Here is a 25,777-nt window from a genome sequence, read left to right as displayed (position 1 = left end):
GGATAGCATACGGAGGTGGACCAAGCAGAGCAGTCACCCGTGGACGCTGACGCCGACCGCGCCCCCCGGGGCGGAACTGCAGCCGTGTTCGCCCAGCACCGCCGGGCCGCCCTGATCGCGGCCCTCGTCTTCGTGCTGCTGTGCAGCGGAGCCGTCTTCGCCGGCACCCAGACCGGCACGAATGAGCCGGCGGCGGCATCCGTTGCGGTCACACCCACAGCGACGCCGAGCCCAACGACCACCGTCGACCCTGCCCGGCCGGTGCCCGCCGAGCCGACGACAGCCAGGGGGCTGCGCAGCTGCTCGGTGGCCGGGCTCGCCGCCGACACCCGCCTCGCCGAATTTCAGGCGCGGGTTGTCAACGCCACCACCGGCGAGGTGTTGTTCGACCGGGGTGGAACGTCCGCCTCACGCACGGCCAGCGTCATGAAGGTGCTCACCTCTGCCGCCGCGCTGAACGTGCTCGGTAGCGACTACCGGGCGACGACCCGCGTCGTGAAGGGTGCCGAACCCGGCCAGGTCGTGCTCGTCGGCGGCGGAGACCTCACCCTGTCACGGCTGCCCACCGGCCAGGAACCGTTCTATACCGGCGCTGCCCACCTGGACGACCTCGCCACTCAGACCAGGGCCGCCTGGGCCGCCGATCCGGCCAACCCGCCGATCACCTCGCTCGTGCTCGACTCCTCGTACTTCTCCGGCCCCGACTGGGACGAGGGCTGGGCCCGCACCGAACTCGGCCTCGGCACCATGCCCGAGATCACCGCTCTCATGGTGGACGGCGACCGCAACGACCCCACCCGCAGCACCTCCGCTCGCAGCGAAGACCCGGTTGCTCGGGCCGGCCAGGCCTTTGCCGATGCGCTCGGCGGCGAGCTCGCCCTCAGTCGGGCCACCGCCCCGGCCGGTGCCGCCCAACTCGGTGCCGTGCAGTCCGCGACGGTGTCGACCCTCATCGAGCAGTCCCTCATCGTGAGCGACAACACCGTCGCCGAGATGCTCGCCCGCCTCGTGGCCATTGAAAACGGCGCCGGAAACTCCTTCTCCGCACTGCAACAGGGCATCGTTGGCGGCCTGGCCGCCTACGGCATCGACACAACCGGCATGATCATCAAGGACGGATCGGGCCTCAGCCCCCACAATGCCGTGTCGCCGGCTTATCTGACCGCCCTGTTCCTCAAGGTCAACGCTCGCGAGGGCAATCTGGGCGTACTGTTCGACGGCCTGCCGATTGCCGGCGGACCGCGTGGCTCCCTCTCCTACAGCGACCGCTTCGCCGGTGCCAACGCCGCTGCCGACGGTGCCGTCTTCGCCAAGACCGGCTGGATCGACACCGGCTATACGCTTGCCGGCATCATCCATGCCGCCGACGGCACCCCGCTCACCTTCGCCATCTATGCCATCGGCACCGTGAGCTCAAATGCGAAAATCGCCATCGACTCGCTGGCCACCGGGTTTTTCCACTGCGGCGATAACCTGTCCAATAACTGACTGTCCAATAACTGACACTCGAATATCGGAGGAGACCTCGTGACCCGTGCACTGTTCATCATCGACGTTCAAAATGACTTCACCGAGGGCGGCGCGCTCGGCGTCGACGGCGGGGCGGCCGTCGCGGCGGGCGTGAGCGCGCTGCTCGCGCAGCATCCGCTCGCCTACAAGTACGTGTTCGCCTCGCGCGACTGGCACGATATCGGCAACGACAACGGGGGCCACTTCGCCCGTGACACGGCCCCCGACTATGTCACGACCTGGCCGGTGCACTGTGTGGCCGGCACTGCGGGCGCCGAATACCACCCCGCCCTGAAAACGGATGCCGTGACCTTCCACATTCGCAAGGGTCAGGGCCAGCCCGCGTACTCCATCTTCGAGGGCACCACCGAAGCTGGCCAGACCGTGGCGGCGCTGCTGAGCGAGCACGGGGTGACGAACATCGATATCGTCGGTGTGGCGACGGACTACTGCGTGCGGGCCTCCACCCTCGACGCCCTCGAACACGGCCAGCACGTGCGCGTGCTGACCGATCTGGTTGCCGGTGTCGCCGCCGAATCCACCGCGACCTCCCTTGCTGAGATGGCCCATGCCGGCGCGGTATTCGCCGCGAGCGACGCCGTCGAGTGATCCGTGTCACCGGGGTCACCCACGCGTTTCTTAGCGTCGCAGCGACCGGGGAGGTGTCGTGACCGAGTTCGCCCGGCGCCTCGACGGCGTGCGCATCGCTTTTGACGCCGCACCGGGGGAGCGACCGGTGGTGCTCGTGCACGGTTTCGCGTCGACCGCCGCGCTCACCTGGGTTGATTCCGGCTGGGTGCGCGCGCTCGGCGAGGCCGGGCGCGGCGCGATCACGCCCGACCTGCGCGGCCACGGCCGCAGCGACAAACCGCATCGCGCCGCCGACTACGCACCGAGGCAGCTTGCCGCCGACCTGGTGGCCGTACTCGACACCCTCGGACTCGAGCAGGTCGACCTGATCGGGTACTCCATGGGGTCGCGAGTCGTGGCCGCCCTGGCCCAGCTTGCTCCGGAACGCGTGCGACGCCTCGTGCTCGGCGGGGCGGGCCCGCTTGAACTTTTCGATACCTGGGATCTCAACGCCATCAACCGCTTCGTGGGATCTGGCGATCATCCGGCCGACCCGACCATCGCCGCGGTGCTCGGACCGGCGATCTTGGCGGGTGCCGACCGGGAGGCGCTGGTGGCGTGCGTGCAAGGCGTCGCGGGCTGCACGCTCGACGTACCGGCGGGCATCCCGCAGCTGTTTGTGGCGGGTGGGGCGGACTCGATTCCGGCGGGGGTGGCCGCTCTGGCGGCCGAGCGCGGCGCCCGGTACCTCGAGCTGCCCGGCCGCACCCACCTCACCGCGCTCACCGCGCGGGAGTTCAAGCAGGCGGCGTTGGAGTTTCTGGCCTGAGCCTCCGAGGCGGCGGGCGAGAGCGGAGGGGCGAGCGTGTGCTGCAGCCCAGTTCTCGTTTCGGGATGCCTGTGCGGCACTGAAACCTGTAGCGCGGACGGCGATATCTGCGGTACCCGGCCGCCGGGCGATTGCGGGCCCAGCCGCAAATCGGCCCGCTGCAGAGAACTAGAGGGTGGTACCGAGTTTGAAGCCGGCAAGCTCGTCGTTCTTGCGGGTGTAGGAGAATCCGTCAGCGCCGACGGTCACGGCCATTTCACTCGACTCGGTGCGTTCGAGCACGGGCTGGGGCTTGCCATCGAGGTCGAGCACGAGCGACGCGTCCGCATACCAGCTGGGTACGACGGGGTTGCCCCACCAGTCCCGGCGCTGGTTGTCGTGCACGTCCCAGGTGACGACGGGGTTGTCGGGGTCGCCGGTGTAATAGTCCTGCGTGTAGATCTCGACGCGGTGGCCGTCGGGGTCACGAAGGTAGAGGTAGAACGCGTTCGAGACGCCGTGCCGACCAGGTCCGCGCTCGATCAGGTCGCTCTTGCGCAGCGCGCCGAGCTTGTCGCAGATATAGATGATGTTGTGCTTCTCGTGGGTGGCGAAGGCGATGTGGTGCATACGCGGGCCGTTGCCGCCGGTGAGGGCGGTGTCGTGCACGGTGTCCTTGCGGCGCAGCCAGGCTGCGTAGGTGACGCCGTCGGAATCCTGGATGTCTTCGGTGACGCGGAAGCCTAGATCTTCGAGGTATTTACGGCCGCGGCCGACGTCGGGGGTGACCTGGTTGAAGTGGTCCAGCCGCACGAGCGCGCCGGGGCCCTGCAGGTCATAGCGCCAGGCGAGGCGCTCGACGTGGGTGGTTGCGTAAAAGAATTCATAGGGAAACCCGAGCGGGTCTTCGACGCGCACACTGTCGCCGATGCCCCTGACGAAGCCCTCGGTGCGGCGTTCGGTGCGGCAGCCGAGTTCCCGGTAGTAGGCCTCGGCCAGGTCGACATCTTCGGGGCCGCGCACCCGAAAGGCCATCGCGGCGACGGCGGCAATGGGCCCCCGGCGCAGCACGAGGTTGTGGTGGATGAATTCCTCGAAGCTGCGCAGGTAGATCTCGGTGTCGCTCTCCTCGGTGACGACGAGGCCGAGAATGTCGACGTAGAACGCGCGCGACGTGGCGAGGTCGGTCACGACGATGTCCATGTAGGCGCAGCGCAGAATATCCGGCGGGGCCTGGGTGGGGGTGGGGATCCGAATTGTCATGGGGTTCTCCTGGCTGATCGGTGGCCGCGGGACTGAAAACGAGCTACTTGCCGCCGAAACGGGGCGTGTGCACGGGAGCGAGCGTGATGTGCACGGCCTGCGAATCGGTGTAGAAGTCGATGGACCGGTAGCCGCCCTCGTGGCCGAGGCCGGAGGCCTTGACGCCGCCGAAGGGGGTGCGCAGGTCACGCACGTTGTGCGAGTTCAACCAGACCATTCCAGCATCGACCGACTGCGCGAAGTTGTGCGCGCGGGTGAGGTCTGTGGTCCAGATGTACGCAGCCAACCCGTACTTCACGCCGTTGGCCAGGGTGAGCGCTTCGGCATCCGTTTCGAAGGGCGTGATGGTCACGACCGGGCCGAAGATCTCCTCCTGAAAGATGCGGGCGGTCGGCGCGACGTCGGCAAACACCGTGGGGGAGACGTAGTTGCCCTGTGCCAACCACTCGGGTAGCCCGGCCGGGCGACCGCCGCCGGCGAGCAGACGTCCCTCGGTCTTGCCGATCTCGACGTAGCTCATGACCTTGGCGTAGTGCTCTGGGTGCACGAGAGCACCGACCTCGGTTGTCGGGTCGTGCGGGTCGCCGACCACGATGCTTTGAGCGCGGGCAGCGTAGCGGGCGCAGAATTCGTCGTAGATGGAGCGCTCGACCAGGATGCGGCTCGACGCCGTGCAGCGCTCGCCGTTGAGGCTGAACACGCCGAACAGGGTCGAGTCGATCGCGGCGTCGAGGTCGGCGTCGGCGAAGACGACGGCGGGCGACTTGCCGCCGAGCTCCATCGACATGCCCTTGAGGTGCGCGGCGCAATTGCGGTAGATGGTCTGGCCGGTGGTCGTCTCGCCGGTGAACGAGATGAGCGGCACATCCGGATGCTTGACCAACGCATCGCCGGCCTCCTCGCCGAGACCATTGACCAGGTTGAACACGCCGTCGGGCACCCCGGCGGCGGCGAAGATCTCCGCCCACAGGCTCGCCGACAGCGGCGTGAATTCGGCCGGTTTCAGCACGACGGTGCAGCCGGAGGCGAGCGCGGGCGCGAGCTTCCAGCTTTCCAGCATGAACGGGGTGTTCCACGGGGTGATCAGCCCGGCGACACCGACCGGCTTGCGGTTGACGTAGTTGATCTGCTTGCCCGGCACCTTGTAGGTGTCGTCGGCCTGCGCCACGATCAGGTCGGCGAAGAAGCGAAAGTTCTCGCTCGCGCGCTGCGCCTGGCCGAGCGCCTGCGTGATGGGCAGCCCGGTGTCGAACGTTTCGAGTTCGGCGAGCCGGGCATCCTGCTCCTCGACGGCGTCGGCGATGCGGTGCAGCACCCTGGCGCGGACGCGGGGGAGCATGCGCGGCCAGGGTCCGGTATCGAAGGCGTGCTTGGCGGCGGCGACGGCCAGGTCGACGTCGGCCTGCTGGCCGGCCGCCGCGGTGGCGTAGGTCTGGTTCGAGACCGGGTCGAGCACGTCGAAAGTCTCGCCGCCGACGCTGTCAACGAATTCGCCACCGATGAAATGACGGAGGCTGGTGGGCAGGTCAGCGGGTACGTAGTGCGCCTGCGTGCTGGATTCGATCATTTGGAGGCACCGGTCAGGGTGAAGCCGGCGGTCGACGTGAGGTACTCGGAGCCGGCGTCCAGGAGCACGCGCATTTTGGCCAGGCCGCCGGGGGTCGGTTCGATCAGCGGCGGGCGCACGAAGCCACTCTCGATCAGGCCGCGCTGGGCCATGACCCACTTGCCCGGTGCCGGGTTGGTTTCCACGAACAGCACGTCGACGAGCGGGTGCAGGCCGTAGTGAATCGTGCGGGCGGTGACGAAATCGCCGGCTTCCCAGGCCTCGAACATCTGGGCGACGGCGGCCGGCGCGATGTTGCTCGTGGCGCTGACGAACCCGGCACCGCCGAGGGCCATGAGTGGCAGGCAGAGCAGTTCGAGGCCGCTCCAGACCAGCAGATCGGGGCCGCACAGGTGCAACACGCGGGAAAAGTGCTCGAAGTCCTTGGTGGTCTCCTTGACTCCGACGAAGTTATCGAGATCGCGAAAGAGGCGGTAGACCGTCTCGGGCGCGATGTCGACGGCGGTGCGGCTCGGCACGTTGTAGGCCACGATCGGCAGGTCGGGAAATTCTTCGCAGACGGTTTTGTACCAGACGTAGAGCGCCTCCTGGGTGGGGCGGGCGTAGTACGGCGTGATGATGAGCGCGGCGTCGATGCCGGCATCGCGGCCGGCCGCGGTCAGTTCGAGGGTCTCGTCGAGCCTGGTGGAGCCGGTTCCGGCCATGAAGTGCACGCGCTCGCCGATCGCCGTCGCGACGGTGCGGATGGCGGCGGCGCGCTCGGCGATGGTCTGCGAGCTCGGTTCACCGGTCGACCCGCCGATCGAGATGCCGTGCGAGCCGGAGGCGATCTGCCAGTTGACCAAGTTGGTCAGCCCGGCATGGTCGATGGTTCCGCGGGCGGTGAACGGGGTCATCAGCGCGGCGATGGACCCGCGAATCTGGTTCGGATTACCGCGGAACTTCATGAGGTGCCTTCCTGGGGGCCAACGTGATGGGTCGGTGCGCGAGACGAGAGAAATGCGTTCAGGGTGGCCAGCCGATGGTCGCGCGCAGCATGTTCGATGTCATGAGCGGATGCTCGCTGCTCAACCAGGTCGAGAATCTGGTCGTGCTCGGCCACCGATTCGGCCGCGCGCCCCGGTACGAAGCCGAAGGTCGATTCGCGCAGCACCGATAAACGGTTCCACCCGCGGTGCACGAGGTCGAGAATGTGCGGGTTGGGGCAGGTGCTGTAGAGCGCGGAATGAAAGTCGCGGTTGAGCGTCGTGAAGCGTGTCGGGTCGAAGTGGCGCAGTGTGTCGCGCATCTGCGCGTTGATCTGCCGGGCCCGGGCGATGGCTTCCACGCTCAGGGTCGGCGCCGACAGCGCTGTCGCGGCGCCCTCGACCAGGCCGAGTGTCTGCATGGTGTGCCGATATTCGGTGGGGTCGAGCATGGCCACCTGCGCCCCGACATTGCGGACGAAGGTCACGAGTCCCTCCGCTTCGAGGCGGCGGATCGCTTCCCGCACGGGAACCGGGCTCATCGAGGTGTCCCGGGCGATCTGGTCGAGGACCAGTCGAAAACCGGGGCCGAAGGTGCCATCGTCGATGCGGGTTTTCAGCCAGTCGTAGGCGAACTGGGCCTTGCCGATGGCGGGAGGCGCGGCATCCGTCTGCGCTGCTGAATTTACTGCTGGGTGAGCCATGCGCGATACCTTTCCTTCCACGCGGCATTCATCGGATAGAGGCCGTCGACGACCTCGCCGGCGCCGACCATCTCGGCAATGAAGGTCTCTTCGCGCTCCTGCTCGATGCTGTCGGTGACGAGCTGTTCAATGAGGTGCGGCGGAATGACGAGTAAGCCGTCGGCGTCGCCGACGATGATGTCGCCGGGCTGAACGGATGCCCCGCCACAGGCGATCGTCAGGTCTACGTCCCACGGAACGTGGCGGCGGCCGAGCACGGCCGGATGGCCGCCGCGGTGGTAGGTGGGCAGCTCGAGCGCGCTGACCGCGGCGAGGTCGCGCACACCGCCGTCGGTGACGATTCCGGCGGCGCCCTGCACCTGGGCGCGCAGGGCGAGGATATCGCCGACCGTTCCGGTGCCGGTTTCGCCGCGGGCTTCGATCACGAGCACGTCATCAACGCCGAGGCCGTCGAACGCACGCTTCTGGGCGTTGTAGCCGCCACCGTGCGCCGTGAACAGGTCTTCTCGGTTGGGAATGAAACGCAGGGTACGGGCGCGCCCGACCAGCCGGGTGCTCGGGCGGGTGGACTGCAGGCCGTCGATCGACACGTTGTCGAGTCCGCGCTTGCGCAGCTGTGAGCTGAGCGTGGCGGTGCCGACGCTGTTGATGCGTGCCTTGAGTTCAGTGGTCAGCAGGAACGTCGTTTCGGGCGTCAGGCCGGCCTCCTCGGCTGAGCCCCAGGCCTCGGCCCGCTGCAGGTCGTCGAGCCTTGGACCGGCGCCGAACGCGCCGAGCGGTGTCGTGCCCGCGGCCACCGTCGTGACCAGGCGGCCGGTGCTCGGTGCGCCGGGCATGGTCGGCGCGTCAACCTCGACCTCCACCACATCGCCCGGCACCACGACGGAGGCGCCGGCCGGGGTTCCGGTGAGAATGACATCGCCGCGTTCGAGCGTGATCAGCTGGGACAGATCGGCGACGAGGCGACCGAAGCTGAAGAGCAGGTCGGCGGTGGTGTCGCTCTGCACGAGCTCACCATTGACCCAGGTGCGAATGCGCAGTTGGGCGGGGTTGATGGTCTCAGCCACGATCACGCGCGGACCAAGGGGGGTGAACCCGTCTCCGCCCTTGGACCGCAGGTTGGAGCCCTTGTCGGCATACCGCAGGTCGTAGACGCCGAAGTCGTTGGCCGCCGTGACCCCGGCGACGCCGCTCCAGCCGTCTTCGACGCTCACACCGCGCAGGGAGCGACCGATGACCAACGCGATTTCGCCTTCGAAGGCGAGCAATTCGCATCCGTTCGGGCGAACGATGGTGGCGCCGCTGGCCGCGACGCTCGTCGAGGGTTTCAAGAAGTACGACGGCTGCTCGGGGGTGCGCCCGCGCTGCGCGGCCCGGGAAGGGTAGTTGATGTGCACGGCGATCACCTTGCCGGGACGACCCAGATCTGGCAGGGGTGCAAGGGTCATGGTGTCCAATCGCGTCGGTGCGTACGGTCAGGCGAGTCGTGATATCGGAAAACATATACGATCCACGGGTGGGAGTCACCGGAAATTACTCGTGCGTGCTGATGCCCAACGGAAGTCCGCGGGTCTCCTTCACGAGGGTGACCGCCACAAAGGAGACCGTGGCGAGACCCATGAGGTAGATGCCGATGGAAAAGGAGTGGCCGGTCTTATCGAGCAGCAGTTGCGCGATCAACGGGGCGAAGGCGCCACCGAGGATCGCTCCGAGGGCGTAGCCGATCGAAACTCCCGAGTAGCGCACCTGGGCCGGGAACATCTCGGCGTAGAGCGCCGCCTGCGGGCCGTAGGAGAAGCCGAGCCCGCTCGCCAGAACAATGAGGGAGAGCGCAAACCAGGCGATGTCGCCGGTGTCGATGAGTAGGAACATCGGGATGGCCCAGATGAACAGAAAGGCGTAGCCGAACTGGAACGTGCGCACGCGGCCGATCTTGTCGGAGAGGATGCCGCCGAGCATGGTCGACGCGAGCCAGAATACGGCCGCGATGGTGCTCGCGATGAGCACCGGAGTGCGCTCCATGCCGAGTCCGCCGGCTTCAGCGGGCTTGGTGGCATAGGAGTTGAAGAACGCGATGAGCATGTAGCCGGCCGCGTTGTTGGCGATGAAGATGAGCGCGGTGAGGATGACCTGACGCGAGTGGTTCTGGAACAGCTGCTTGAGCGGGGCGGCAGATTCCTTCTTGCGGGTCTGCATCTCCTTGAAGACCGGGCTTTCGGCGACCGCGCGACGGATGACCCAGCCGACGACGATGAGCAGCACGGAGACCAGGAACGGGATGCGCCAGCCCCAGCTGAGAAAGGCTTCTTCACTCATCGAGGCGGTCACCAGGATCATGACGCCGGTGGCGAGGATGAGGCCGACCGGAACGCCGATCTGCGGGTAGGCGCCGAAGAAGCCGCGCTTGTTCACCGGCGCGTGCTCGACGGACATGAGGGCGGCACCGCCCCACTCGCCGCCGGCGGAGAAGCCCTGCAGGATGCGCAGCACGATGAGCAGGATGGGCGCCCAGACGCCGATCTGGTCGAAGGTCGGCAGCAGACCGATGAGTGCGGTGGCCGCGCCCATCATGACGAGGGTGAAGACCAGCATCGCCTTCCGACCGATCCGGTCGCCGAGGTGCCCGGCGATAATGGCGCCGAGCGGGCGGAACAGAAAGCTGATGCCCAGCGAGGCCCAGGCGATGAGCTGGGCGAGCGGTTCGTTCTCCCCGGCCAGCGGCGCGAAGAACAGCCCGGCCAGTACGAGACCGGCGGCTTGGGCATAGATGAAGAAGTCGTACCACTCGATGGTGGTACCCACCATGGTGCCGGCGAGAACCCGCCGTTCTTCGCTGCGTTTAGCGCTTTTGGCCTGCCTGCGATCGGTCGTCAATGCCATGGAATACTCCCTTGTATCTCACTGCGGTGCTAAGTCGGGTGCTGCTGCAAAGTGTGTGCATCGTGCGAAGAAACCAGCACGGGGGCAGTATGGCATCAAAAGTGAAGATTACCTACCTATTGGTCAGTATTGTGCGGGGTCATGACTCGTCAACGTTTCGGGGTGCGAAATTGCGCCCTATGTGGGGCCCGGGTGAGCTGCAGAGCCTGGGTATGACCGGGTAGTCAGCTGAGTTCGGCGATGATGGCGCGCGCAGCCGCGGTGAGCGCGGCGCCGATGTCGGCGGGGGAGTGCAGACTCGAGATGTACACGACCGCGAGGGCAGCGGGTGATTCCCCGGGCACGAGCAGCGGCACGGCGATCGACGACAGGCCGGGAATGACCTCGTCGTGACTCGAGGCGTAGCCGATGCCAGCGACCTCACCGGCCTCGCTCCGGCGGGCGTCGGCGTGCCCGAGCGCGGCCCACTCTGATGCGTTCAGGCCGGACTGGATGGCGATTCCGGGTGCGCCCCACTGCAGTGGATGGCGCGTGCCCGGCCGCTGCGCGACCGTCGCGTGGGCCTGCCGCGACTCGATGCTCACGAGCGTGACCACCTCGCCCCGGTCGAGCACGGCGACAAACGCTGTCATGCCGAGCTCGTTGGCGATGCGCGTGAGCACGGGCAGGGCAGCGGCCTGCAGGTCGCGAGACACCGCGCGAGCCAGCGCGGCCAGGCGCGGGCCCAGCCGCACGAGTCCGGCCGAATCGCGAATAACGAGGCCGTGATCTTCGAGGGTACGCAGGATGCGATAGGCGATCGAGCGGTGCACGACGAGCGCGGCGGCGAGTTCGACGATGGTCATCGGTTCGTCGGTTTCGGCGAGAATCTCCAATAGGCGGATGCCGCGTGACAAGGTTTGCGAGTGGGCTGCGGGCGCGTGAGGCTCCGGCGCCGCGGCTTCCGCGGTCGCATCCTCGTCGGTCGCGGCGGCGAACTCAGGAATCGACACCTTGGTATTCTCGCATCCGTTCTCGCCGTCGCCCACGTCGGACACAACGATCGGGTCGACCGGTCGGGCACGAGCAACCGTCGGGCGGCGAGAGCGGTGCGCGCAGCTAGGCTGTTACCGTCCGATCGATGGGTAGACGAACTATTGGGAGATGCAATGACAGCTGTTACCGACGCAGGCACAAATGAATCCGAGCTCCTCGCTCGGGTGCCGGGCCAGCTCTACATCAACGGGAAGTGGGTTGCCGCCACCGGCGAGCGCACCCTCGATGTCATCGACCCGGCCACCGGCCGTGTCATCAAGACCATCGCCGACGCGAGCGTGGCCGATGGCGCTGCAGCCCTCGACGCCGCCGACGCCGCGCAGGCCGACTGGGCAGCGACTCCGGCCCGCGTACGCGGAGAAATTCTGCGCCGCACCTTCGACCTGCTGCAGGAACGCAAGCAGGAGTTCGCCCTGCTCATGACTATCGAAATGGGCAAGCCGCTGCTCGAGGCGCTCGGCGAGGTCGCCTACGGCGGCGAGTTTTTGCGCTGGTTCAGCGAAGAGGCCGTGCGCATCAGTGGTCGCTACGGCACCAATCCTGAGGGCACCGGTCGCACGATCGTCACCCAACACCCGGTAGGACCCTGTCTCTTGATCACCCCGTGGAACTTTCCGCTGGCCATGGCGACCCGCAAGATCGCCCCGGCGCTCGCCGCCGGCTGCACCGTCGTCGTCAAGCCGGCCGCTCTCACGCCGCTGACCACCCTGCACTTCGTGGCCCTGCTCGAAGAGGCCGGCCTGCCCGCCGGTGTCGTCAACGTCATCACGACGTCACAGTCCGGCGCGGTGACCGAGCCGATCATCGCCGACCGACGCCTCCGCAAGCTCAGCTTCACCGGGTCGACCGAGGTTGGTAAGTCGCTCATCAAGCTCTCCGCCGAAAACGTGCTTCGCACGTCGATGGAGCTCGGCGGCAACGCCCCCTTCGTCGTCTTCGCCGACGCCGACCTCGATAAAGCCGTCGATGGTGCACTCCTCGCGAAGTTCCGCAACATCGGCCAGGCCTGTACCGCGGCCAACCGTTTCATCGTGCACGAGTCCGTCGCCGCCGAATTCGCCCGCCGGGTCACCGAACGCGTCGAAGCGTTCCAGATCGGGCGTGGCACCGAGACCGGAATCACGATTGGCCCGCTGATCGATAAAAAAGCAGTCGACAAGGCCGACGCCCTGGTGCAGGATGCGATCACCCGGGGCGCGAACCTGCTCACCGGCGGCGCGGCGATCGAACGCGAAGGAACGTTCTACTCGCCGACCGTGCTCACCAATGTGCAGCCGGGCAGTGACATTCTCCGCGACGAAATCTTCGGCCCGGTGCTGGCGATCAGCACGTTCAGTGACGAAGCGGATGCCGTGCGCCTCGCCAACGACACCGAGTTCGGCCTGATCAGCTACGTATACACGACCGACCTCGCTCGTGGCCAGCGCATGATCGATAAATTGCAGACCGGCATGATGGGCCTGAACACCGGCGTCGTATCGAACGCGGCCGCACCCTTCGGCGGCGTGAAGCAGTCCGGTCTCGGGCGTGAAGGTGGGCTCGAGGGTATCCAGGAATACCTCTCGACGAAGTACACGCTCACGCCGACGCCATAACGGGCGCGCGAAATCGCGGCCGGGTGCATCCGTTTCGCCCGCGCTGAGAGAAGTAATAATTGAGTCGGTTCCTGCTTCGGGGGCCACGGTATGCGACGTCGGGTGTGCTGCTGTGGCCCCTCGCCGCCCGGCGAGCGCACGCAAGTCGAAGGAAACTCACTATGCTGGTGCGCGCGGAGGTCGGCGCCCGAGGTGCCCGGTCGACGCGTTTTTGCCCAATTCGTGTTTCGGCCCGAAGGACCCACACCGACGTGAGTGCACCCACCGACGATGACGAGGCCCTGGCCCGCGCCTTTCGCGGCGGCGACGAGCGCGCTTTAGCCGCAGCCTACGCGCGCTGGTCTCCGCTGGTCTTCACGATCGCCGTGCGCTCGCTCGCCAATGCGGCCGACGCTGAAGACGTCACCCAGAAAGTGTTCATCGCGGCGTGGCGCGGACGGGCCGGGTTCGACCCGGCCCGATCTCGGGTGCCGGCCTGGCTGATCGGCATCACCCGGCACGTGGTCGCCGACACCCATGAGGCACGCAGCCGGCAGCGGCGGCTTGAGGAATCGCTTGCCCTGACCATGCCGCCGCACCGCTCCGACGACAGCGTCGGCGTCGTCAACCGGGTGCTGGTCGGCGACGAAATCGACCGGCTCGAGCCCGTCCCGCGGCAGGTGATGCGCCTGGCCTTCTTCGGCGATCTCACCCAGGTGCAGATCGCCGATAGCCTCGGGCTGCCTCTCGGTACCGTCAAGAGCCACATGCGGCGCAGTCTGACCCGCCTACGCACCCGGCTGGAGGTATCCGATGACTCCCATTGATGCCGCCCGCATCGGTACCCCCCGCATTGATGCCGTGCACATCGGTGGCGACGACCTGCACTTGCTCGCCCTCGCCGAGATAGAAGCGAGTGCCCGGGAGCGCGCCCACTTCGCGGTCTGCTGTGCGTGCGCCGGCGAATACCTGGACCTATGGCGGGTCGTGCAACTCGGGCGCGCTGCCGGGGTCGACCGCGTGCTGACGCCGCCCGCGGGAATCTGGGCGAGCATCCACGCTGAACTCGGGTTGAGCGACGCGGTGCGCACGCCGCGACGCTTTGGGCCGATCAAGGCCCGGACGGATATTGCGGCCCCGTCGGACGTATCGGCTGGGCCGCTTGACGGCCGGGCATCAGCCGCACCCGCCGATCTTCTGGCGCGTCCGGGCGCGATGGGCGCATCCATAATCGCACCGGCTCGCTCGCTGCCCCGCCGCCGCCCCTGGGCATCATTCGCGGCGGCTGCCGGCGTGATCGGGCTGCTCGGCGGCATCGCCAGCGGCGTGGGAAGCAGCATGGGCCCGCCCCGCGAGCAGGTCGTGGCCGAAGCTGTCCTCGACGCGCTACCCGGCTGGACCGCGAGCGGATCGGCGCGAGTCGAGGAATCTGCGGACGGCCGTCGCTCGGTCGTCGTCGACCTCGAGGAGCAGACCTCCCCGACCACGAGCCTGCGCGAGGTAAGGCTGCTGAAAGCGGATGCGTCCGGCCTGGTCGGCATCGGATTCTTCGAGGGAAAGTCTGGTCGCTTCACCATCCCCGCCAACGTCGACCTCACCCAGTACCCGCTCGTGGATGTGTCGGCCGAGCCCGCCGACGGCGACCCGGCACACTCTGGAGATTCGATCGTGCGCGGCCGGTTACACGCGCTCTGAGCGGAGAGTCGCGAAATAGTTTGTGACAGTGCATCCGAAACGCCCCAGGCCGGGGAAGTTGTAACCAGGGAGGCACCGCTGCCTTCCGCAACGACCCACTGGAGGAAGCAATGCGCAAGTTCATAGCCGTCGGAATCTCCGCCGGCCTTCTCGTCGCTTTCGCCGGGCTCGCGCCGGCGCAGGCGGCTGTTCCCGCGGCATCCGCGGCACCGGGCACCGCCTCGGTGTCGGTGCTACACGCCATTCCCGGCCTGACCCTCGACATTTCGGTGGACGGCCGTGTCGTTGTCGACGACTTCAAGCCGGGAACACTGCTCGGCCCGCTGAAACTGGCGGCCGGCACGCACACCGTCAAGATCTCTCCCACTGACCCCCTCGTGCTCGGCGGCAGCGCCAACGGCTCGCCGATGGTCGACATCGCACTCAGCGGCTCGACCACCGTGACCCTCACGGCTGGCCGCAGCTTCACGGCCGTCGCCCACCTGGGCGACACCGGCATTCCCACCGCCACCCTGTTCAACGACGACACCACGCCGCTGGCTGCCGGGCAGGGCCGTCTCACGGTGCGCCACGTTGCGGCCGCTCCCGCGGTCGACGTGCTCGCGAACGGTGCAGTGGCCGTCGCCGGCTTGACCAACCCTGCGCAGGCCATGCTCGACCTGCCGGTCGGCACGATCAGTGCCGTGGTCGCCGCCGCCGGAACCACGGCGCCGCTGCTCGGCCCAGCCGATGTCACGATCGCCCCGCGTACCAACACCATCGTGTACGCCTGGGGTAGCCTCGCCAAGGGAAACCTCGCCCTGTTCGTGCAGACGGTACGCACACGGGCCGCAGCGCCGGCATCCGTTTCAGTGCTGCACGCGATCCCCGGCGTCGTGGTTGACGTGTACGTCGACAACAAGCGGGTCATCGACAACTTCGAACCCGGCACCCTCACGAAGACGTTCCGTATTGCGGCTGGCACCTACACCCTCGCCATCACCGCAGCGGATGCCGCTGACGCGAGTGCTCCCGTGATCGGCCCGGTCGACCTCACGGTCGCGTCCGGGATGAACTACACGGCTGTGGCTCACCTGAGCGAGGCTGGAGATCCGACCGCGGCCCTCTTCACGAACGATACCTCCGCACCCGGATACGGACAGGGCCGACTGACGGTGCGCCACGTCGCTGCTGCACCCGCCGTTGACGTGCTCGCCAACGGCGTCCCGGCCATTACCGGCCTGACCAACCCGAACGAGTCTGTACTCGTACTGCCGGTCGGCACGATCTCGGCTGCGGTCGCGGCGGCCGGTACCACCGCAGCGCTCATCGGTCCGGCCGACGTGCACATCGCCGCGCGCACGAATACCATCGTGTATGCCTGGGGCAGCCTCGCCGACGGCAACCTCGCCCTGGCCGTGCAGTCGGTGCGCACGAAGTAGCTCCGCCTCCGCTGCGCCAGCCCGAGCCACCGTGGCGCATAACTCCTGCAATCCGCGGCGGGTGGTCGTTCGACCCCCGGAAATTCCGGGGGTCGAACGGCCTCGGCCGGCAAATTGCAGGAGTTATGCGCAGAATGGCGCGGGCCGATAGGGGCACCCGCCCGGGCGCGGGCCGGAGCCCGTCCGGGCGGCTGGTTAGACTTTGCGGATGCCTGTGATCGCGATCGACGACCTGAACGACCTGCGACTGGTCGACTATGCCCACCTAACCGACGTGGCCCTCAAGAAGGCCCGCGGCACCGGGCACGGACTCTATATCGCCGAATCGGCGCTCGTGCTCGAACGGGCTGTGCGAGCCGGGCATGTTCCGCGGTCTGTGCTTGCGCTCGGCAACACGGCCGACGAGGCTCTCGCCGTGCTCGGCGACTACGCGGCCGAGGTTCCAGTGTTCGTGGGCCCCGGGGAAATGCTCGCTGAACTCACCGGGTACATTTTGCACCGCGGCCTGATCGCCTCGATGCACCGGCCCGAGCTGCCCTCCGCCGACACAATACTGGCCGGTGCGCGTCGCATCGTCATTCTCGAAAACGTGTCGGATCCGACCAACGTCGGCGCCATCTTTCGCTCGGCGGGCGCAATCGGAGCGGATGCCATTCTGGTCACGCCCCGCTGCTCCGACCCGTTCTACCGTCGGGCCATCCGCGTCTCGATGGGCACCGTGCTGCAGGTACCGTGGACCCGCGTGGGTGACTGGACCGAAACCCGCGCCCTGCTCACCCGGCACGGGTTCCATGTGGCCGCCCTCGCCCTGACCGCCGATGCGGTCAGCCTGCGCGATTTCGATGGCACCGGGCATGAGCATCTGGCCCTGCTGCTCGGCGCCGAGGGAGAGGGGCTCACGCCCGAGGCGCTCGCAGCGTCCGACAGCGTCGTGCAGATTCCGATGAAGCACGGCATCGACTCGCTCAACGTCGCCGCGGCGAGTGCCGTTGCCATGTGGGCGCTCTCCGGCTGACCGGGCACCGCCGGGCCGCTGCTGTCGCCCCTGCGGGCCTAGGCTGGGGGTATGAGCAATGAGGCTGTCATCGTGGACGTTCTGCGCACCCCGTCGGGCCGGGGTAAGCCCGGGGGAGCCCTCGACGGCGTCCACCCGGCCGACCTGCTGGCTACCGTGCTGCGCGAACTGGTCAGCCGCAACAACCTCGACCCGACACTGATCGACGACGTCATCGGCGGCTGCGTCAGCCAGAGCGGCGAGCAGACTAGCAACGTCACGCGCACCGCCCTGCTCAGCGCCGGCTTTCCCGACACCGTGCCCGGCACCACGATCGACCGCCAGTGCGGGTCGAGCCAGCAGGCCGCCGCCTTCGCCGCCCAGGCCGTGATGAGCGGCAGCGCCGACGTGGTCATCGCCTGTGGCGTCGAGTCGATGAGCCGGGTTCCGCTTGGGTCCTCCGCCGGCGGGCAGGACCCCTTCGGCACCCTCATGCACGCGCGTTATCCCGACGGCCTCGTCAGCCAGGGAGTCTCTGCCGAACTCATCAACCAGAAATGGAACCTCGGCCGCGACGCCCTCGACAGCTATGCGGCCCGCTCCCACCGGCTCGCTGCGGCGGCCGCCGAACGGGGCGACTTCTCCGGGGAGATCGTGGCCGTGACCCGGCCGGACGGCAGCGTTATCGACGAGGACGAAACCATTCGCCCCGGCACCTCGCATGCCTCGCTCGCCGGCCTGCGCCCGGCCTTTCGCACCGACGCGCTCGCGGCACGCTTTCCGAAACTCGGCTGGCACGTTACGGCCGGCAATTCCTCGCCGCTCACCGACGGCGCCTCGGCGACCCTGATCATGAGCGCCAAGCGGGCCGCGCAGCTCGGGTTGAACCCGCGCGCCCGCTTTCACAGTTTCACCGTCGTGGGCAGCGACCCACTGCTCATGCTCACCGGCGTGATTCCGGCGACCCAGCGCATCCTCTCGCGGGCCGGCCTGAGCATCGACGACATCGACGCCTACGAGATCAACGAAGCCTTCGCGAGCGTGCCGCTGGCGTGGCTGCGCGAGACGGGCGCAGACCCCGACTGTCTGAACCCGCGCGGCGGCGCCATCGCCCTCGGCCACGCACTCGGTTCCTCGGGCACCCGCCTGCTCGGCACCCTGGTCAACCACCTCGAGATGACCGGCGGCCGCTGGGGCCTGCAGGCCATGTGCGAGGGCGGTGGCATGGCCAACGCCACCCTGATCGAGAGATTCTGATGCAGACGCGGATTCTGTTCCGAGGCGGATGCTCCGCCCGGCCGAGCACGACCACCGCAACTCACCGGATCGGAAGGATCTAATGCAGATAAACGGATGTTCCGCCCTGATCACCGGCGGCGCCTCCGGCCTCGGCCTGGCCTGCGTTCGCTCGCTGCACGAGGCCGGCGCATCCGTGGTGCTCCTGGACCTGCCCGGCGCCCCCGGAGGGGAGATCGCCGCCGCGCTCGGTCTCCGGGCCCGATTCGTGGCCGGAGACGTGACACGTGCCGGCGACGTGCAGACCGCCGTCGACGCTGCGGTGGCTCTAGCGCCGCTGCGCATCGTGATCAATTGCGCCGGCATCGCGCCCGGCGCTCGCACGGTCGGTCGCGACGGCCCGCTGCCGCTTGAGGAGTTCGAACGCGCGATTCGTATCAACCTTGTGGGCACGTTCAACGTCGTACGGCTGGCCGCCGCTGCGATGCAGAGCAACGAACCCCTGGGTGCCCGTGACCGTCAGGGCGGCGCCGAACGTGGCGTCATCGTCAATACGGCCTCGGTCGCCGCGTTCGACGGGCAGATCGGGCAGGCGGCCTACGCTGCGTCCAAGGGCGGCGTCGCCGCGATGACCCTGCCCCTCGCCCGCGAATTCGCGCAGAGCCTGATTCGGGTGATGTCGATCGCGCCCGGCATCTTCGACACGCCGATGTTGCAGGGGCTGCCGCAGCCGGTACGAGACTCCCTCGGAGCCCAGGTGCCGCATCCGTCCCGGCTCGGCGACCCGGACGAGTTCGCTTTCCTGGTGCGGCATATCGTTGAAAATCCCATGCTCAATGGGGAAACTATCCGTCTGGACGGCGCGATTCGGATGCAGCCGAAGTAGGACTGTAGGGTCGAAGGAACGACCGACCAGGGAGCACCATCGCATGGCAGTGATTTTCGGCACGATTCTCGTTCTAGCCGGCTTCGTCTGCGGAATCTTCTACGTTCTGCGCCTCGCCTGGGCGAACCCGACGACGCCATTGCCCCTGTTCGCCAACCCGCCGAGCCGGCCGCGGGCCTCCGTTCTCCTAAACGTCGGAGCCATCGCCCTGGTCATCTGGGGCGCGAATATCATGACGCCCCAAATTGGAGCCTGGGCCTTTGCGCTGCTCATCGCGGCCGTTCTCGTGCCGTTCATCGTGATTCGGGCCTGGCACAATCGGCGGGTCGCCGCCGCGAGCTGAGTGGTCAGGCCGGCGTTGACGGCTGCTGCTGGGTGATGCAGTGGATGCCGCCCCCACGCGCGAACAGCGCTCGCGCGTCGACCGAGACCACGCGGCGCCCCGGGTAGGCGGCAGTGAGCACGTCGCGAGCCAGGGAATCAGCCCGTTCCTCGCCGAAGCTGCCGGTGATGACGCCGCCGTTGACGACGAGATGGTTGACGTAGTTGTAGTCCACGAACCCCTCGTCATCGCGCAGAGTCGCGGGCGCCGGCAGATCGATGATCGCAAACGATCGCCCGGCCGCATCGTGTGCCTGGGCCAGCAGCGCGCGAAATTCGCGGGTGAGCGGGTAGTCGGGATGCCCCGGATCGTTCTGCGCGTGCAGCAAGATCGTGCCCGGCGACGGTAGCGCGGCGACCATGTCGATGTGCCCACGCGTGCCGAACCGGTCGTGGTCGCGGGTGAGGCCGCGTGGCAGCCACACAACGTGTTCCGCACCGATCGTGCGTCGCAGTTCCGCCTCGACCGAAGCCGGCGAGGCGCCGGGATTGCGTCCGGGGTCGAGCTGCACGCTGCGCGTCGCCAACACGGTGCCCTCACCGTCGACGTGGATCCCGCCGCCCTCGTTCACGAGCGCCGACGAGACCCCGGCCGCCCCGGCGGCATCCGCTACCAAGCAGCCGACCGCGGCGTCCTTCTCCCACGCGGCCCAGTCCTGGGCGCCCCAGCCGTTGAAGGTCCAATCGACGGCGCCGAGGCGGCCCGCGTCGTCGTGCACGAAGCTTGGGCCGATGTCCCGCATCCAGCTGTCGTTCAGTGGCGCCGACAGGACCTCGATCTCGTTGCCCAGGTAGCGGGCGGCATCGGCGCGGGCAGCCGGGTCGACGACCATCGTCACCGGCTCGAAGTCGGCGATGGCGTGCGCGACGGCGGCCCAGGTGCGGCGCGCCTCGTGCGCCGACCCTATGGTGTTGCCGAGGGTGTAGCCGCCCGCCGGGAACGCCATCCAAACTCGGTCTTGCGGCGCGGTTTCGGCCGGCATCCGCCAGGTCATGCGATCGCCCCGGCCGCGGCCTCGCCAAACGGATGCCCCGGGTCGACCGCCGCCGTCAGCCCAGCGTAGCTGTCGGGCCGGCGAGTCAGCAGGAATGGAAAGAGGCTGAGCCACTCGTCACGCTGGGCCAGATCGAGATCGGCCACGAGCGCCACGGACTCGCCGCGCGGGGCCTGCACGAGCACGCGTCCGAACGGATCGGAGATGAACGATGAACCGTAGAAGGTGAGGTCGCCCTCGTCGCCGTGCCGGTTCGGCACGACCATGAACAGTCCGCTCGTGATGCCGTTGGCCACCACGACCTGCTGCCAGATCGGCTGGGTGTCAAAATCGGGAAACAGCGGTTCCGAACCGATGGCGGTGGGGTAGGCCAGAATTTCGGCGCCGCCGAGCCCGTACAGCCGGGAAACCTCGGGAAACCACTCGTCCCAGCAGGTCGGGAGGCCGAGGCGTGCGCCAGCGACGGTGTAGACCGGGTAGGCGTCCTCGGCGGGACCCGGCCGAAAGTAGGTGTCTTCGTAGTATCCGGCGCTGATGGGAATGTGGGTCTTGCGGGTGCGGCCGAGCAGTATGCCGGTGGGCGACACCAGAATGGCCGTGTTGTAGCCGCGGCCATCGAGCGGAGCGTCATCGTCGTCCGGCTTCTCGAACAGCGAGGCGTGCACGATGACGTTGTGCAGCCGGGCCTGAATGGCCGCGAACGCGAAGGTTGGGCCGGTCGTCAGCGGCTCGGCATCCGCTTTGGGCGTGCCGGTGGCAGGCACGTGACCCGGGTATTTGCTGAGGGTCAATTCGGGCAGAAACACCAGGCGGGCGCCCGCCTCTGCCGCCAAACGGATGCCCTCGCCCAGCTCCGCCTCCAGTGTCTCCGCGTGCGCGTGCCAGCGATGCTGCACGAGGCCGACGCGCAGGGGAAGACGGGTGGTTTCGCGCACGCGGGTGGGTGACGCCGGACTGGACGGGGCCTCGATCAGGCGCATGCTGCTCTCCCGGTAACTCTTATTGATCAAATGATCAACAACTTGACATCAAACTATATACACTGGGGTCCCATGTCAACGCTTTCCGCCCGTAACCGGCGCAAAACCCCCGCCGAGCGGGCCGCGGAGATTGCGCTCGCCGCCCGCCAGATTGCCCTGACCGACGGGCTGGCTGCCCTCACGGTGCGCGCCGTCGCCGCCCGCGTCGGGGTGGCCCCTGCCCTCGTCGCGCACTACCAGCCCAACATGAATGTGCTGGTCGCGAGCGCCTTTGGCGCGATCGTAGCGGCCGAGATCCACGAGGTGGCTGCCGAACTCGCGGCCTGCCCCACGTCGGTGCACGCCCTTGGCACCCTGATCGACACCCTGCTCAGCCCGGAACGCAGCGCGGTCACCGCAATCTGGCTCGATGCCTGGAGCCTCGGTCGACGCAATCCGGCCCTCGCAGCGGAGGTGGGCCGTCAAATGGATGCCTGGCAGGGCTTTCTGGTTGCCCTGCTGCGAGGCGGCGTGGGCCGCGGCGAATTCGTCGTCGACGACGCGCCCGCCCTGGCCTGGCAGCTGCTCGGAATCATTGACGGCCTCACGGCCCATGCCACCGTGCGCTACGGCGACGCCCGCACGCAGCAACCCCTTGTGCGCACCATCGTCGAGCACGAGCTCGCCCTGGCAGCCGGCGCGCTGAATCCTGCGGCGACCTAGCCAGGATCGGCGCCCCGGGCGTCGGACTTCTCGGCGTGCCCGGCCGACACCCCCATCGCCGCGTCGTTGCCGTCGCGCTGAACCCTGACGACTACTCGGCCGCGTGTGCCTCCAGGAACGCGTACACCTCCGAGTCGTCCACGCCCGGGAAGGTTCCCGACGGCAGCGGCGACAGTACGTGCGCGTGCAGCCGGGCGCTCGGCCACGCGCGGCCGGCCCACCGCGCGGCGGCGTCCGAATCGGGCCGACGGCAGCACGATTCATCGGGGCAGCGCGACACCGTGCGCTGGGTCGTCTCCCGCCCGCGAAACCACTTGGCCTGGGCAAAGGGAACGCCGACGCTGATCGAGAACTCACCGGCATCCGTTGACCCGGTCTGGGTCGCCGACCAAAAGGTGCCGGCCGGGGTGTCGGTGTACTGGAAATACTCGGTGGTGCGGTTGGTGTGCGTGAAGGCGCTGCGCGCACTCCACTGTTTGCAAACGTACTGGCCCTCGATCGACCCCGTGACGTCCACCGGAAACGGCAGGTCGTCGTTCTCATACCCTTTTTGCAGGGCGCCGTTGCCGTTGACCCGCAGAAAGTGCAGCGTCATGTCGAGGTGTGAGGTGGCGAGGTTGGTCAGCCGCAGTGCGGCCGCCTCGTGGGTCACGCCGAAGGCGTCGCGAAAGTCTTCCACGGCCAGTTCGCGCTCCTGCTTGGCATGGGACAGAAAGGCGACGGATGCCTCGCGCGGCATCAAACAGGCCGCCGCGAAATAATTGATCTCGAGCCGTTGCCAGAGAAACTCGGCGTAACTGCCTGGCCGTTCGTGCCCGAGGAGGCGGTGGCCCATCGCCTGCAATGCCATCGAGCGCAGGCCGTGCCCGCCGGGAATGGAGGCCGGCGGCAGATAGATGCGACCGTTGGCGAGGTCGGTGACCGACCGGGTGGAGTCAGGCAGGTCGTTCACGTAGATCAGGCTGAATCCGAGCTGATCGGCCATGACGCTCACCTCACGGTGGGTGAGGGCGCCCGAGACATGCCCGCTCGCGCGCACCCGCTCCTCGACGAGTTCTTCGATCTCGGGCATGTAGTTGCCTTGCTCCCGCATCCGCTCGCGCAGCTCGGTGTTCGCGCGGCGCGCTTCCTCGGGGGTCGCGCTGGCTTCGCTGGCCCGGCGAGACAGTTCGCGGTGCAGGCCGAGCAGCGATTCAATGGCCGGCAGCGGCATTCCCTTGGTCACCTTCACCATCGGCAATCCAAGCGCTCGGTAGAGCGGATTCTTCTGGGCTCGATCCAGTTCGATCTCCAGCGCCGCCCGATTGTTCGGTGCCTCTCGACGCAGCAGCTCGGCCAGGTCGACCGACAGTGCGATCGCGAGGTCCTGCAGGGTCGAGAGTTTCGGCTCGCGGCGGCCATTCTCGATCAGCGACAGCTGGCTGCCGGCGAGGCTCACGCGTGCACCCAGCTGGTCGAGGGTGAGGCCGCGCTCGCTTCGAAAGTGGCGGACGCGATGGCCGAGGGTGATCAGATCGGAAGCTTGAGGCGACATTCCTTAAGAATATCTAAAGAACGGTGATTCTTAATACAGAAAATTGCACATCTATGAGCAAAACGGGGCCATTCTGTATTTATAGGCGAAATCACGGCGTCCACAACGTCTGACAGCAAGGACGCGCCACGCATCCACCGTGACGACACCTCCTCAGCAACGTTTCAACTACGTCTCGGCGGAAAGGCCAGCATATGACCCTCATCAAATCTTCATTCCAGACCGATGGGGACGCGTACCCGACGCGTACGGGGAGCACCGACCCCAATCTGCAGGCGTGGGTCGATGAGATCGCCCGCCTGACCGAACCCGACGCTATCGTCTGGTGCGACGGCTCCCAGCGCGAAGCCAACGTGCTCTCCAAGTTGCTCGTCGCCTCCGGCCAGCTCATTCGCCTCAATCCGGAATGGCGCCCCAACAGCTTCCTCGCGCGCACCAACCCGAAAGACGTCGCCCGCGTCGAGAATCGCACGTTCATCTGCTCCAACGATGAAGCGGATGCCGGCCCCACCAATAACTGGGCCGAACCGTCCGCCATGCGCGCCGAACTACGCGGCGTCTTCGCTGGCAGCATGCGCGGGCGCACCATGTACATCGTGCCGTTCTCGATGGGCCCGCTCGGTGGCCCCATCTCGCAGCTCGGCGTCGAGATCACCGATTCTCCCTACGTCGTGCTCAACATGGGCATCATGACACGCATGGGCGAAACCGTGCTGACCATGATCGAGGCCGGCGACCCGTGGGTGCACACCGTGCACAGTGTCGGATACCCGTTGGTTGACGCCTCGGGCATCACCCGTCCCGACGTCGAATGGCCCTGCAACGATGAGAAGTACATCGTGCAGTTCCCCGACAGCCGTGAAGTCTGGTCCTTCGGCTCCGGCTACGGCGGCAACGCCCTGCTCTCAAAGAAGTCCTTCGCGCTGCGCATCGCCTCCGTCATGGGTCGCGACGAGGGCTGGCTGGCCGAGCACATGCTGCTCATCAAGTTGATCTCGCCCACCGGCGGCGTGTTCCACGTCGCCGCCGCGTTCCCGTCGGCGTGTGGCAAGACGAACCTGTCGATGCTGCGCCCGACCATCCCGGGCTGGAAGGTCGAAACCATCGGCGACGACATTGCCTGGCTGCGCCAGGGCGAAGATGGCCGTCTCTGGGCGATCAATCCCGAGGCCGGCTTCTTCGGAGTCGCCCCCGGAACCGGAGAAACCACCAACCCGACCGCCGTCTCCACCATGTGGGGCAATACCATCTTCACCAACGTCGCCCTGCGCGACGACGGAGATGTCTGGTGGGAGGGCCTCACCGACAAGGCCCCCGACCACCTGATCGACTGGCAGGGCAAGGACTGGACGCCCACCTCCGGCCGTACCGCCGCGCACCCCAACTCCCGCTTCACCGTTGCGGCCGCCCAGTGCCCATCGATCGCCGACGACTGGGAGGCCGCCGGCGGCGTGCCGATCGACGCCATCGTCTTCGGTGGCCGTCGGGCGACCAACGTTCCGCTGGTGGCGCAGGCCCGCAGCTGGAAGCACGGCGTCTTCATGGGCGCCACGATCTCGTCGGAGAAGACCGCCGCCGCTGACGGCATCGTCGGCGAGCTGCGCCGCGACCCGTTTGCGATGCTCCCCTTCTGCGGGTACAACATGGCCGACTACTGGGGTCACTGGCTCAAGGTCGGCAAGGAACTCGGCACCAACGCCCCGGCGATCTTCCAGGTGAACTGGTTCCGCAAGGGTCCGGATGGTAGCTTCATCTGGCCCGGATTCGGCGAGAACTCGCGCGTGCTCGAATGGATGATTCGCCGCATCGAGGGCACCGTCGACGCCGTCGACTCCCCGATCGGCCTGCTCCCGGCCGAAGACGGCTTGAACCTCGACGGTCTCGACCTGTCGGAGGAAGCCGTGCAGCAGCTGTTCGCGATCGACCAGACCAGCTGGCTCGCCGAGTGCGACCTGACCGAGGAATACTTCGACAAGTTCGGTGACAAGGTACCGGCGGCGCTCCGCGCCGAGCTCGCAAGCGTGCGCTACCACCTCAAGGACTAGTTCCTGCAGCAGACGACCCCGGTACCTCGGTGC

23 protein-coding genes are annotated in these 25,777 nt (G+C 67.6%); 13 read left to right on the top strand and 10 right to left on the bottom strand.

Features of this window, described 5'->3' with window-relative positions:
* Positions 1 to 15 precede the first annotated feature (15 nt).
* From E3N85_RS05840 to E3N85_RS05830, 3 genes are read left to right on the top strand one after another with little or no spacing between them, the layout of a single operon-like run.
* Complete coding sequence (locus E3N85_RS05840) at positions 16 to 1,488, top strand: D-alanyl-D-alanine carboxypeptidase/D-alanyl-D-alanine-endopeptidase (RefSeq protein ID WP_134460572.1); 1,473 nt, start codon at positions 16 to 18, stop codon at positions 1,486 to 1,488.
* A gap of 39 nt (positions 1,489 to 1,527) precedes the next feature.
* On the top strand, positions 1,528 to 2,118 hold the full coding sequence (locus tag E3N85_RS05835) for an isochorismatase family protein (protein WP_134460569.1): 591 nt from the start codon (positions 1,528 to 1,530) through the stop codon (positions 2,116 to 2,118).
* 58 nt (positions 2,119 to 2,176) lie between these two features.
* Positions 2,177 to 2,908, top strand: a complete 732-nt coding sequence (locus E3N85_RS05830; RefSeq protein WP_241978321.1) for an alpha/beta fold hydrolase — start codon at positions 2,177 to 2,179, stop codon at positions 2,906 to 2,908.
* Between the two features lie 168 nt (positions 2,909 to 3,076).
* Here E3N85_RS05830 and hpaD read toward each other — a convergent pair whose 3' ends face one another.
* From hpaD to E3N85_RS05795, 7 genes are all read right to left on the bottom strand, one after another.
* Positions 3,077 to 4,150 (bottom strand): 3,4-dihydroxyphenylacetate 2,3-dioxygenase, encoded by a 1,074-nt coding sequence (gene hpaD / locus E3N85_RS05825; RefSeq protein ID WP_134460566.1) that lies wholly within the window; start codon positions 4,148 to 4,150, stop codon positions 3,077 to 3,079.
* 43 nt (positions 4,151 to 4,193) lie between these two features.
* Positions 4,194 to 5,717 carry a 5-carboxymethyl-2-hydroxymuconate semialdehyde dehydrogenase gene (gene hpaE / locus E3N85_RS05820; protein ID WP_134460564.1) on the bottom strand — a complete coding sequence of 508 codons (1,524 nt, stop codon included), beginning with the start codon at positions 5,715 to 5,717 and terminating at the stop codon, positions 4,194 to 4,196.
* Positions 5,714 to 6,664 carry a 4-hydroxy-tetrahydrodipicolinate synthase gene (gene dapA, locus E3N85_RS05815; protein ID WP_134460561.1) on the bottom strand — a complete coding sequence of 317 codons (951 nt, stop codon included), beginning with the start codon at positions 6,662 to 6,664 and terminating at the stop codon, positions 5,714 to 5,716. Before dapA ends, hpaE begins: the two co-directional genes overlap by 4 nt.
* Complete coding sequence (locus E3N85_RS05810; protein ID WP_134460558.1) at positions 6,661 to 7,386, bottom strand: GntR family transcriptional regulator; 726 nt, start codon at positions 7,384 to 7,386, stop codon at positions 6,661 to 6,663. Before E3N85_RS05810 ends, dapA begins: the two co-directional genes overlap by 4 nt.
* A complete protein-coding gene (locus E3N85_RS05805) occupies positions 7,368 to 8,834 on the bottom strand; it encodes a fumarylacetoacetate hydrolase family protein (RefSeq protein WP_174722465.1) in 1,467 nt (488 codons plus the stop codon). Before E3N85_RS05805 ends, E3N85_RS05810 begins: the two co-directional genes overlap by 19 nt.
* An 85-nt stretch (positions 8,835 to 8,919) precedes the next feature.
* Entirely contained in the window at positions 8,920 to 10,266 is a 1,347-nt protein-coding gene (locus tag E3N85_RS05800) for an MFS transporter (protein WP_134460555.1), read from the bottom strand.
* Between the two features lie 224 nt (positions 10,267 to 10,490).
* The gene (locus tag E3N85_RS05795; RefSeq protein ID WP_370289091.1) at positions 10,491 to 11,258 is read right to left on the bottom strand and encodes an IclR family transcriptional regulator; all 768 of its coding nucleotides are present in this window, start codon (positions 11,256 to 11,258) and stop codon (positions 10,491 to 10,493) included.
* A 156-nt stretch (positions 11,259 to 11,414) separates the two neighbouring features.
* Here E3N85_RS05795 and E3N85_RS05790 point away from each other — a divergent pair, with 156 nt between their 5' ends.
* The 8 genes from E3N85_RS05790 to E3N85_RS05755 all read left to right on the top strand — a co-directional run bounded on the left by E3N85_RS05790 (position 11,415) and on the right by E3N85_RS05755 (position 19,450).
* Positions 11,415 to 12,896: an NAD-dependent succinate-semialdehyde dehydrogenase gene (locus tag E3N85_RS05790; protein WP_134460552.1), complete on the top strand. Its 1,482-nt coding sequence runs from the start codon at positions 11,415 to 11,417 to the stop codon at positions 12,894 to 12,896.
* Positions 12,897 to 13,147: 251 nt separating this feature from the next.
* Entirely contained in the window at positions 13,148 to 13,702 is a 555-nt protein-coding gene (locus tag E3N85_RS05785; protein WP_241978320.1) for an RNA polymerase sigma factor, read from the top strand.
* Positions 13,689 to 14,570, top strand: coding sequence for an anti-sigma factor (locus tag E3N85_RS05780; RefSeq protein WP_134460547.1), 882 nt, complete (start codon positions 13,689 to 13,691; stop codon positions 14,568 to 14,570). The genes E3N85_RS05785 and E3N85_RS05780 overlap by 14 nt, the downstream gene beginning before the upstream one ends.
* 110 nt (positions 14,571 to 14,680) lie before the next feature.
* Entirely contained in the window at positions 14,681 to 15,991 is a 1,311-nt protein-coding gene (locus E3N85_RS05775) for a DUF4397 domain-containing protein (RefSeq protein WP_134460544.1), read from the top strand.
* A 208-nt stretch (positions 15,992 to 16,199) separates the two neighbouring features.
* Positions 16,200 to 17,006: an RNA methyltransferase gene (locus E3N85_RS05770; RefSeq protein WP_134460541.1), complete on the top strand. Its 807-nt coding sequence runs from the start codon at positions 16,200 to 16,202 to the stop codon at positions 17,004 to 17,006.
* A 51-nt stretch (positions 17,007 to 17,057) separates the two neighbouring features.
* Complete coding sequence (locus E3N85_RS05765) at positions 17,058 to 18,242, top strand: thiolase family protein (RefSeq protein WP_134460538.1); 1,185 nt, start codon at positions 17,058 to 17,060, stop codon at positions 18,240 to 18,242.
* 82 nt (positions 18,243 to 18,324) lie between these two features.
* On the top strand, positions 18,325 to 19,107 hold the full coding sequence (locus E3N85_RS05760) for a 3-hydroxyacyl-CoA dehydrogenase (protein WP_134460535.1): 783 nt from the start codon (positions 18,325 to 18,327) through the stop codon (positions 19,105 to 19,107).
* A 43-nt stretch (positions 19,108 to 19,150) separates the two neighbouring features.
* On the top strand, positions 19,151 to 19,450 hold the full coding sequence (locus E3N85_RS05755; RefSeq protein WP_134460532.1) for a hypothetical protein: 300 nt from the start codon (positions 19,151 to 19,153) through the stop codon (positions 19,448 to 19,450).
* Positions 19,451 to 19,454: 4 nt separating this feature from the next.
* Here E3N85_RS05755 and E3N85_RS05750 read toward each other — a convergent pair whose 3' ends face one another.
* Complete coding sequence (locus tag E3N85_RS05750) at positions 19,455 to 20,483, bottom strand: agmatine/peptidylarginine deiminase (RefSeq protein WP_134460529.1); 1,029 nt, start codon at positions 20,481 to 20,483, stop codon at positions 19,455 to 19,457.
* Positions 20,480 to 21,463 (bottom strand): nitrilase-related carbon-nitrogen hydrolase, encoded by a 984-nt coding sequence (locus E3N85_RS05745; protein ID WP_134460526.1) that lies wholly within the window; start codon positions 21,461 to 21,463, stop codon positions 20,480 to 20,482. The genes E3N85_RS05750 and E3N85_RS05745 overlap by 4 nt, the downstream gene beginning before the upstream one ends.
* Before the next feature lie 72 nt (positions 21,464 to 21,535).
* Here E3N85_RS05745 and E3N85_RS05740 point away from each other — a divergent pair, with 72 nt between their 5' ends.
* A complete protein-coding gene (locus E3N85_RS05740) occupies positions 21,536 to 22,165 on the top strand; it encodes a TetR/AcrR family transcriptional regulator (RefSeq protein WP_134460523.1) in 630 nt (209 codons plus the stop codon).
* Positions 22,166 to 22,256: 91 nt separating this feature from the next.
* Here the strand turns inward: E3N85_RS05740 and E3N85_RS05735 are convergent, their stop codons facing one another.
* Positions 22,257 to 23,699 (bottom strand): XRE family transcriptional regulator, encoded by a 1,443-nt coding sequence (locus E3N85_RS05735; protein WP_134460520.1) that lies wholly within the window; start codon positions 23,697 to 23,699, stop codon positions 22,257 to 22,259.
* Between the two features lie 194 nt (positions 23,700 to 23,893).
* Here E3N85_RS05735 and E3N85_RS05730 point away from each other — a divergent pair, with 194 nt between their 5' ends.
* Positions 23,894 to 25,744 (top strand): phosphoenolpyruvate carboxykinase (GTP), encoded by a 1,851-nt coding sequence (locus tag E3N85_RS05730; RefSeq protein ID WP_134460517.1) that lies wholly within the window; start codon positions 23,894 to 23,896, stop codon positions 25,742 to 25,744.
* Positions 25,745 to 25,777: the final 33 nt, after the last annotated feature.

It is taken from the genome of Cryobacterium sp. Hz9 (genome assembly GCF_004402825.1).
In the GTDB taxonomy this organism is placed as follows: domain Bacteria; phylum Actinomycetota; class Actinomycetes; order Actinomycetales; family Microbacteriaceae; genus Cryobacterium; species Cryobacterium gelidum.
Note: the sequence above shows the minus strand (reverse complement) of the source record. Positions and strands in the feature narration are given on the sequence as shown.

Coding starts and splice junctions, on each gene's coding strand:
- hpaD (WP_134460566.1), bottom strand. CDS start 4,150: ATGACAATTCGGATCCCCACCCCCACCCAGGCCCCGCCGGATATTCTG.
- hpaE (WP_134460564.1), bottom strand. CDS start 5,717: ATGATCGAATCCAGCACGCAGGCGCACTACGTACCCGCTGACCTGCCC.
- dapA (WP_134460561.1), bottom strand. CDS start 6,664: ATGAAGTTCCGCGGTAATCCGAACCAGATTCGCGGGTCCATCGCCGCG.
- E3N85_RS05810 (WP_134460558.1), bottom strand. CDS start 7,386: ATGGCTCACCCAGCAGTAAATTCAGCAGCGCAGACGGATGCCGCGCCT.
- E3N85_RS05805 (WP_174722465.1), bottom strand. CDS start 8,834: ATGACCCTTGCACCCCTGCCAGATCTGGGTCGTCCCGGCAAGGTGATC.
- E3N85_RS05800 (WP_134460555.1), bottom strand. CDS start 10,266: ATGGCATTGACGACCGATCGCAGGCAGGCCAAAAGCGCTAAACGCAGC.
- E3N85_RS05790 (WP_134460552.1), top strand. CDS start 11,415: ATGACAGCTGTTACCGACGCAGGCACAAATGAATCCGAGCTCCTCGCT.
- E3N85_RS05780 (WP_134460547.1), top strand. CDS start 13,689: ATGACTCCCATTGATGCCGCCCGCATCGGTACCCCCCGCATTGATGCC.
- E3N85_RS05775 (WP_134460544.1), top strand. CDS start 14,681: ATGCGCAAGTTCATAGCCGTCGGAATCTCCGCCGGCCTTCTCGTCGCT.
- E3N85_RS05770 (WP_134460541.1), top strand. CDS start 16,200: ATGCCTGTGATCGCGATCGACGACCTGAACGACCTGCGACTGGTCGAC.
- E3N85_RS05765 (WP_134460538.1), top strand. CDS start 17,058: ATGAGCAATGAGGCTGTCATCGTGGACGTTCTGCGCACCCCGTCGGGC.
- E3N85_RS05760 (WP_134460535.1), top strand. CDS start 18,325: ATGCAGATAAACGGATGTTCCGCCCTGATCACCGGCGGCGCCTCCGGC.
- E3N85_RS05755 (WP_134460532.1), top strand. CDS start 19,151: ATGGCAGTGATTTTCGGCACGATTCTCGTTCTAGCCGGCTTCGTCTGC.
- E3N85_RS05750 (WP_134460529.1), bottom strand. CDS start 20,483: ATGACCTGGCGGATGCCGGCCGAAACCGCGCCGCAAGACCGAGTTTGG.
- E3N85_RS05745 (WP_134460526.1), bottom strand. CDS start 21,463: ATGCGCCTGATCGAGGCCCCGTCCAGTCCGGCGTCACCCACCCGCGTG.
- E3N85_RS05740 (WP_134460523.1), top strand. CDS start 21,536: ATGTCAACGCTTTCCGCCCGTAACCGGCGCAAAACCCCCGCCGAGCGG.
- E3N85_RS05735 (WP_134460520.1), bottom strand. CDS start 23,699: ATGTCGCCTCAAGCTTCCGATCTGATCACCCTCGGCCATCGCGTCCGC.
- E3N85_RS05730 (WP_134460517.1), top strand. CDS start 23,894: ATGACCCTCATCAAATCTTCATTCCAGACCGATGGGGACGCGTACCCG.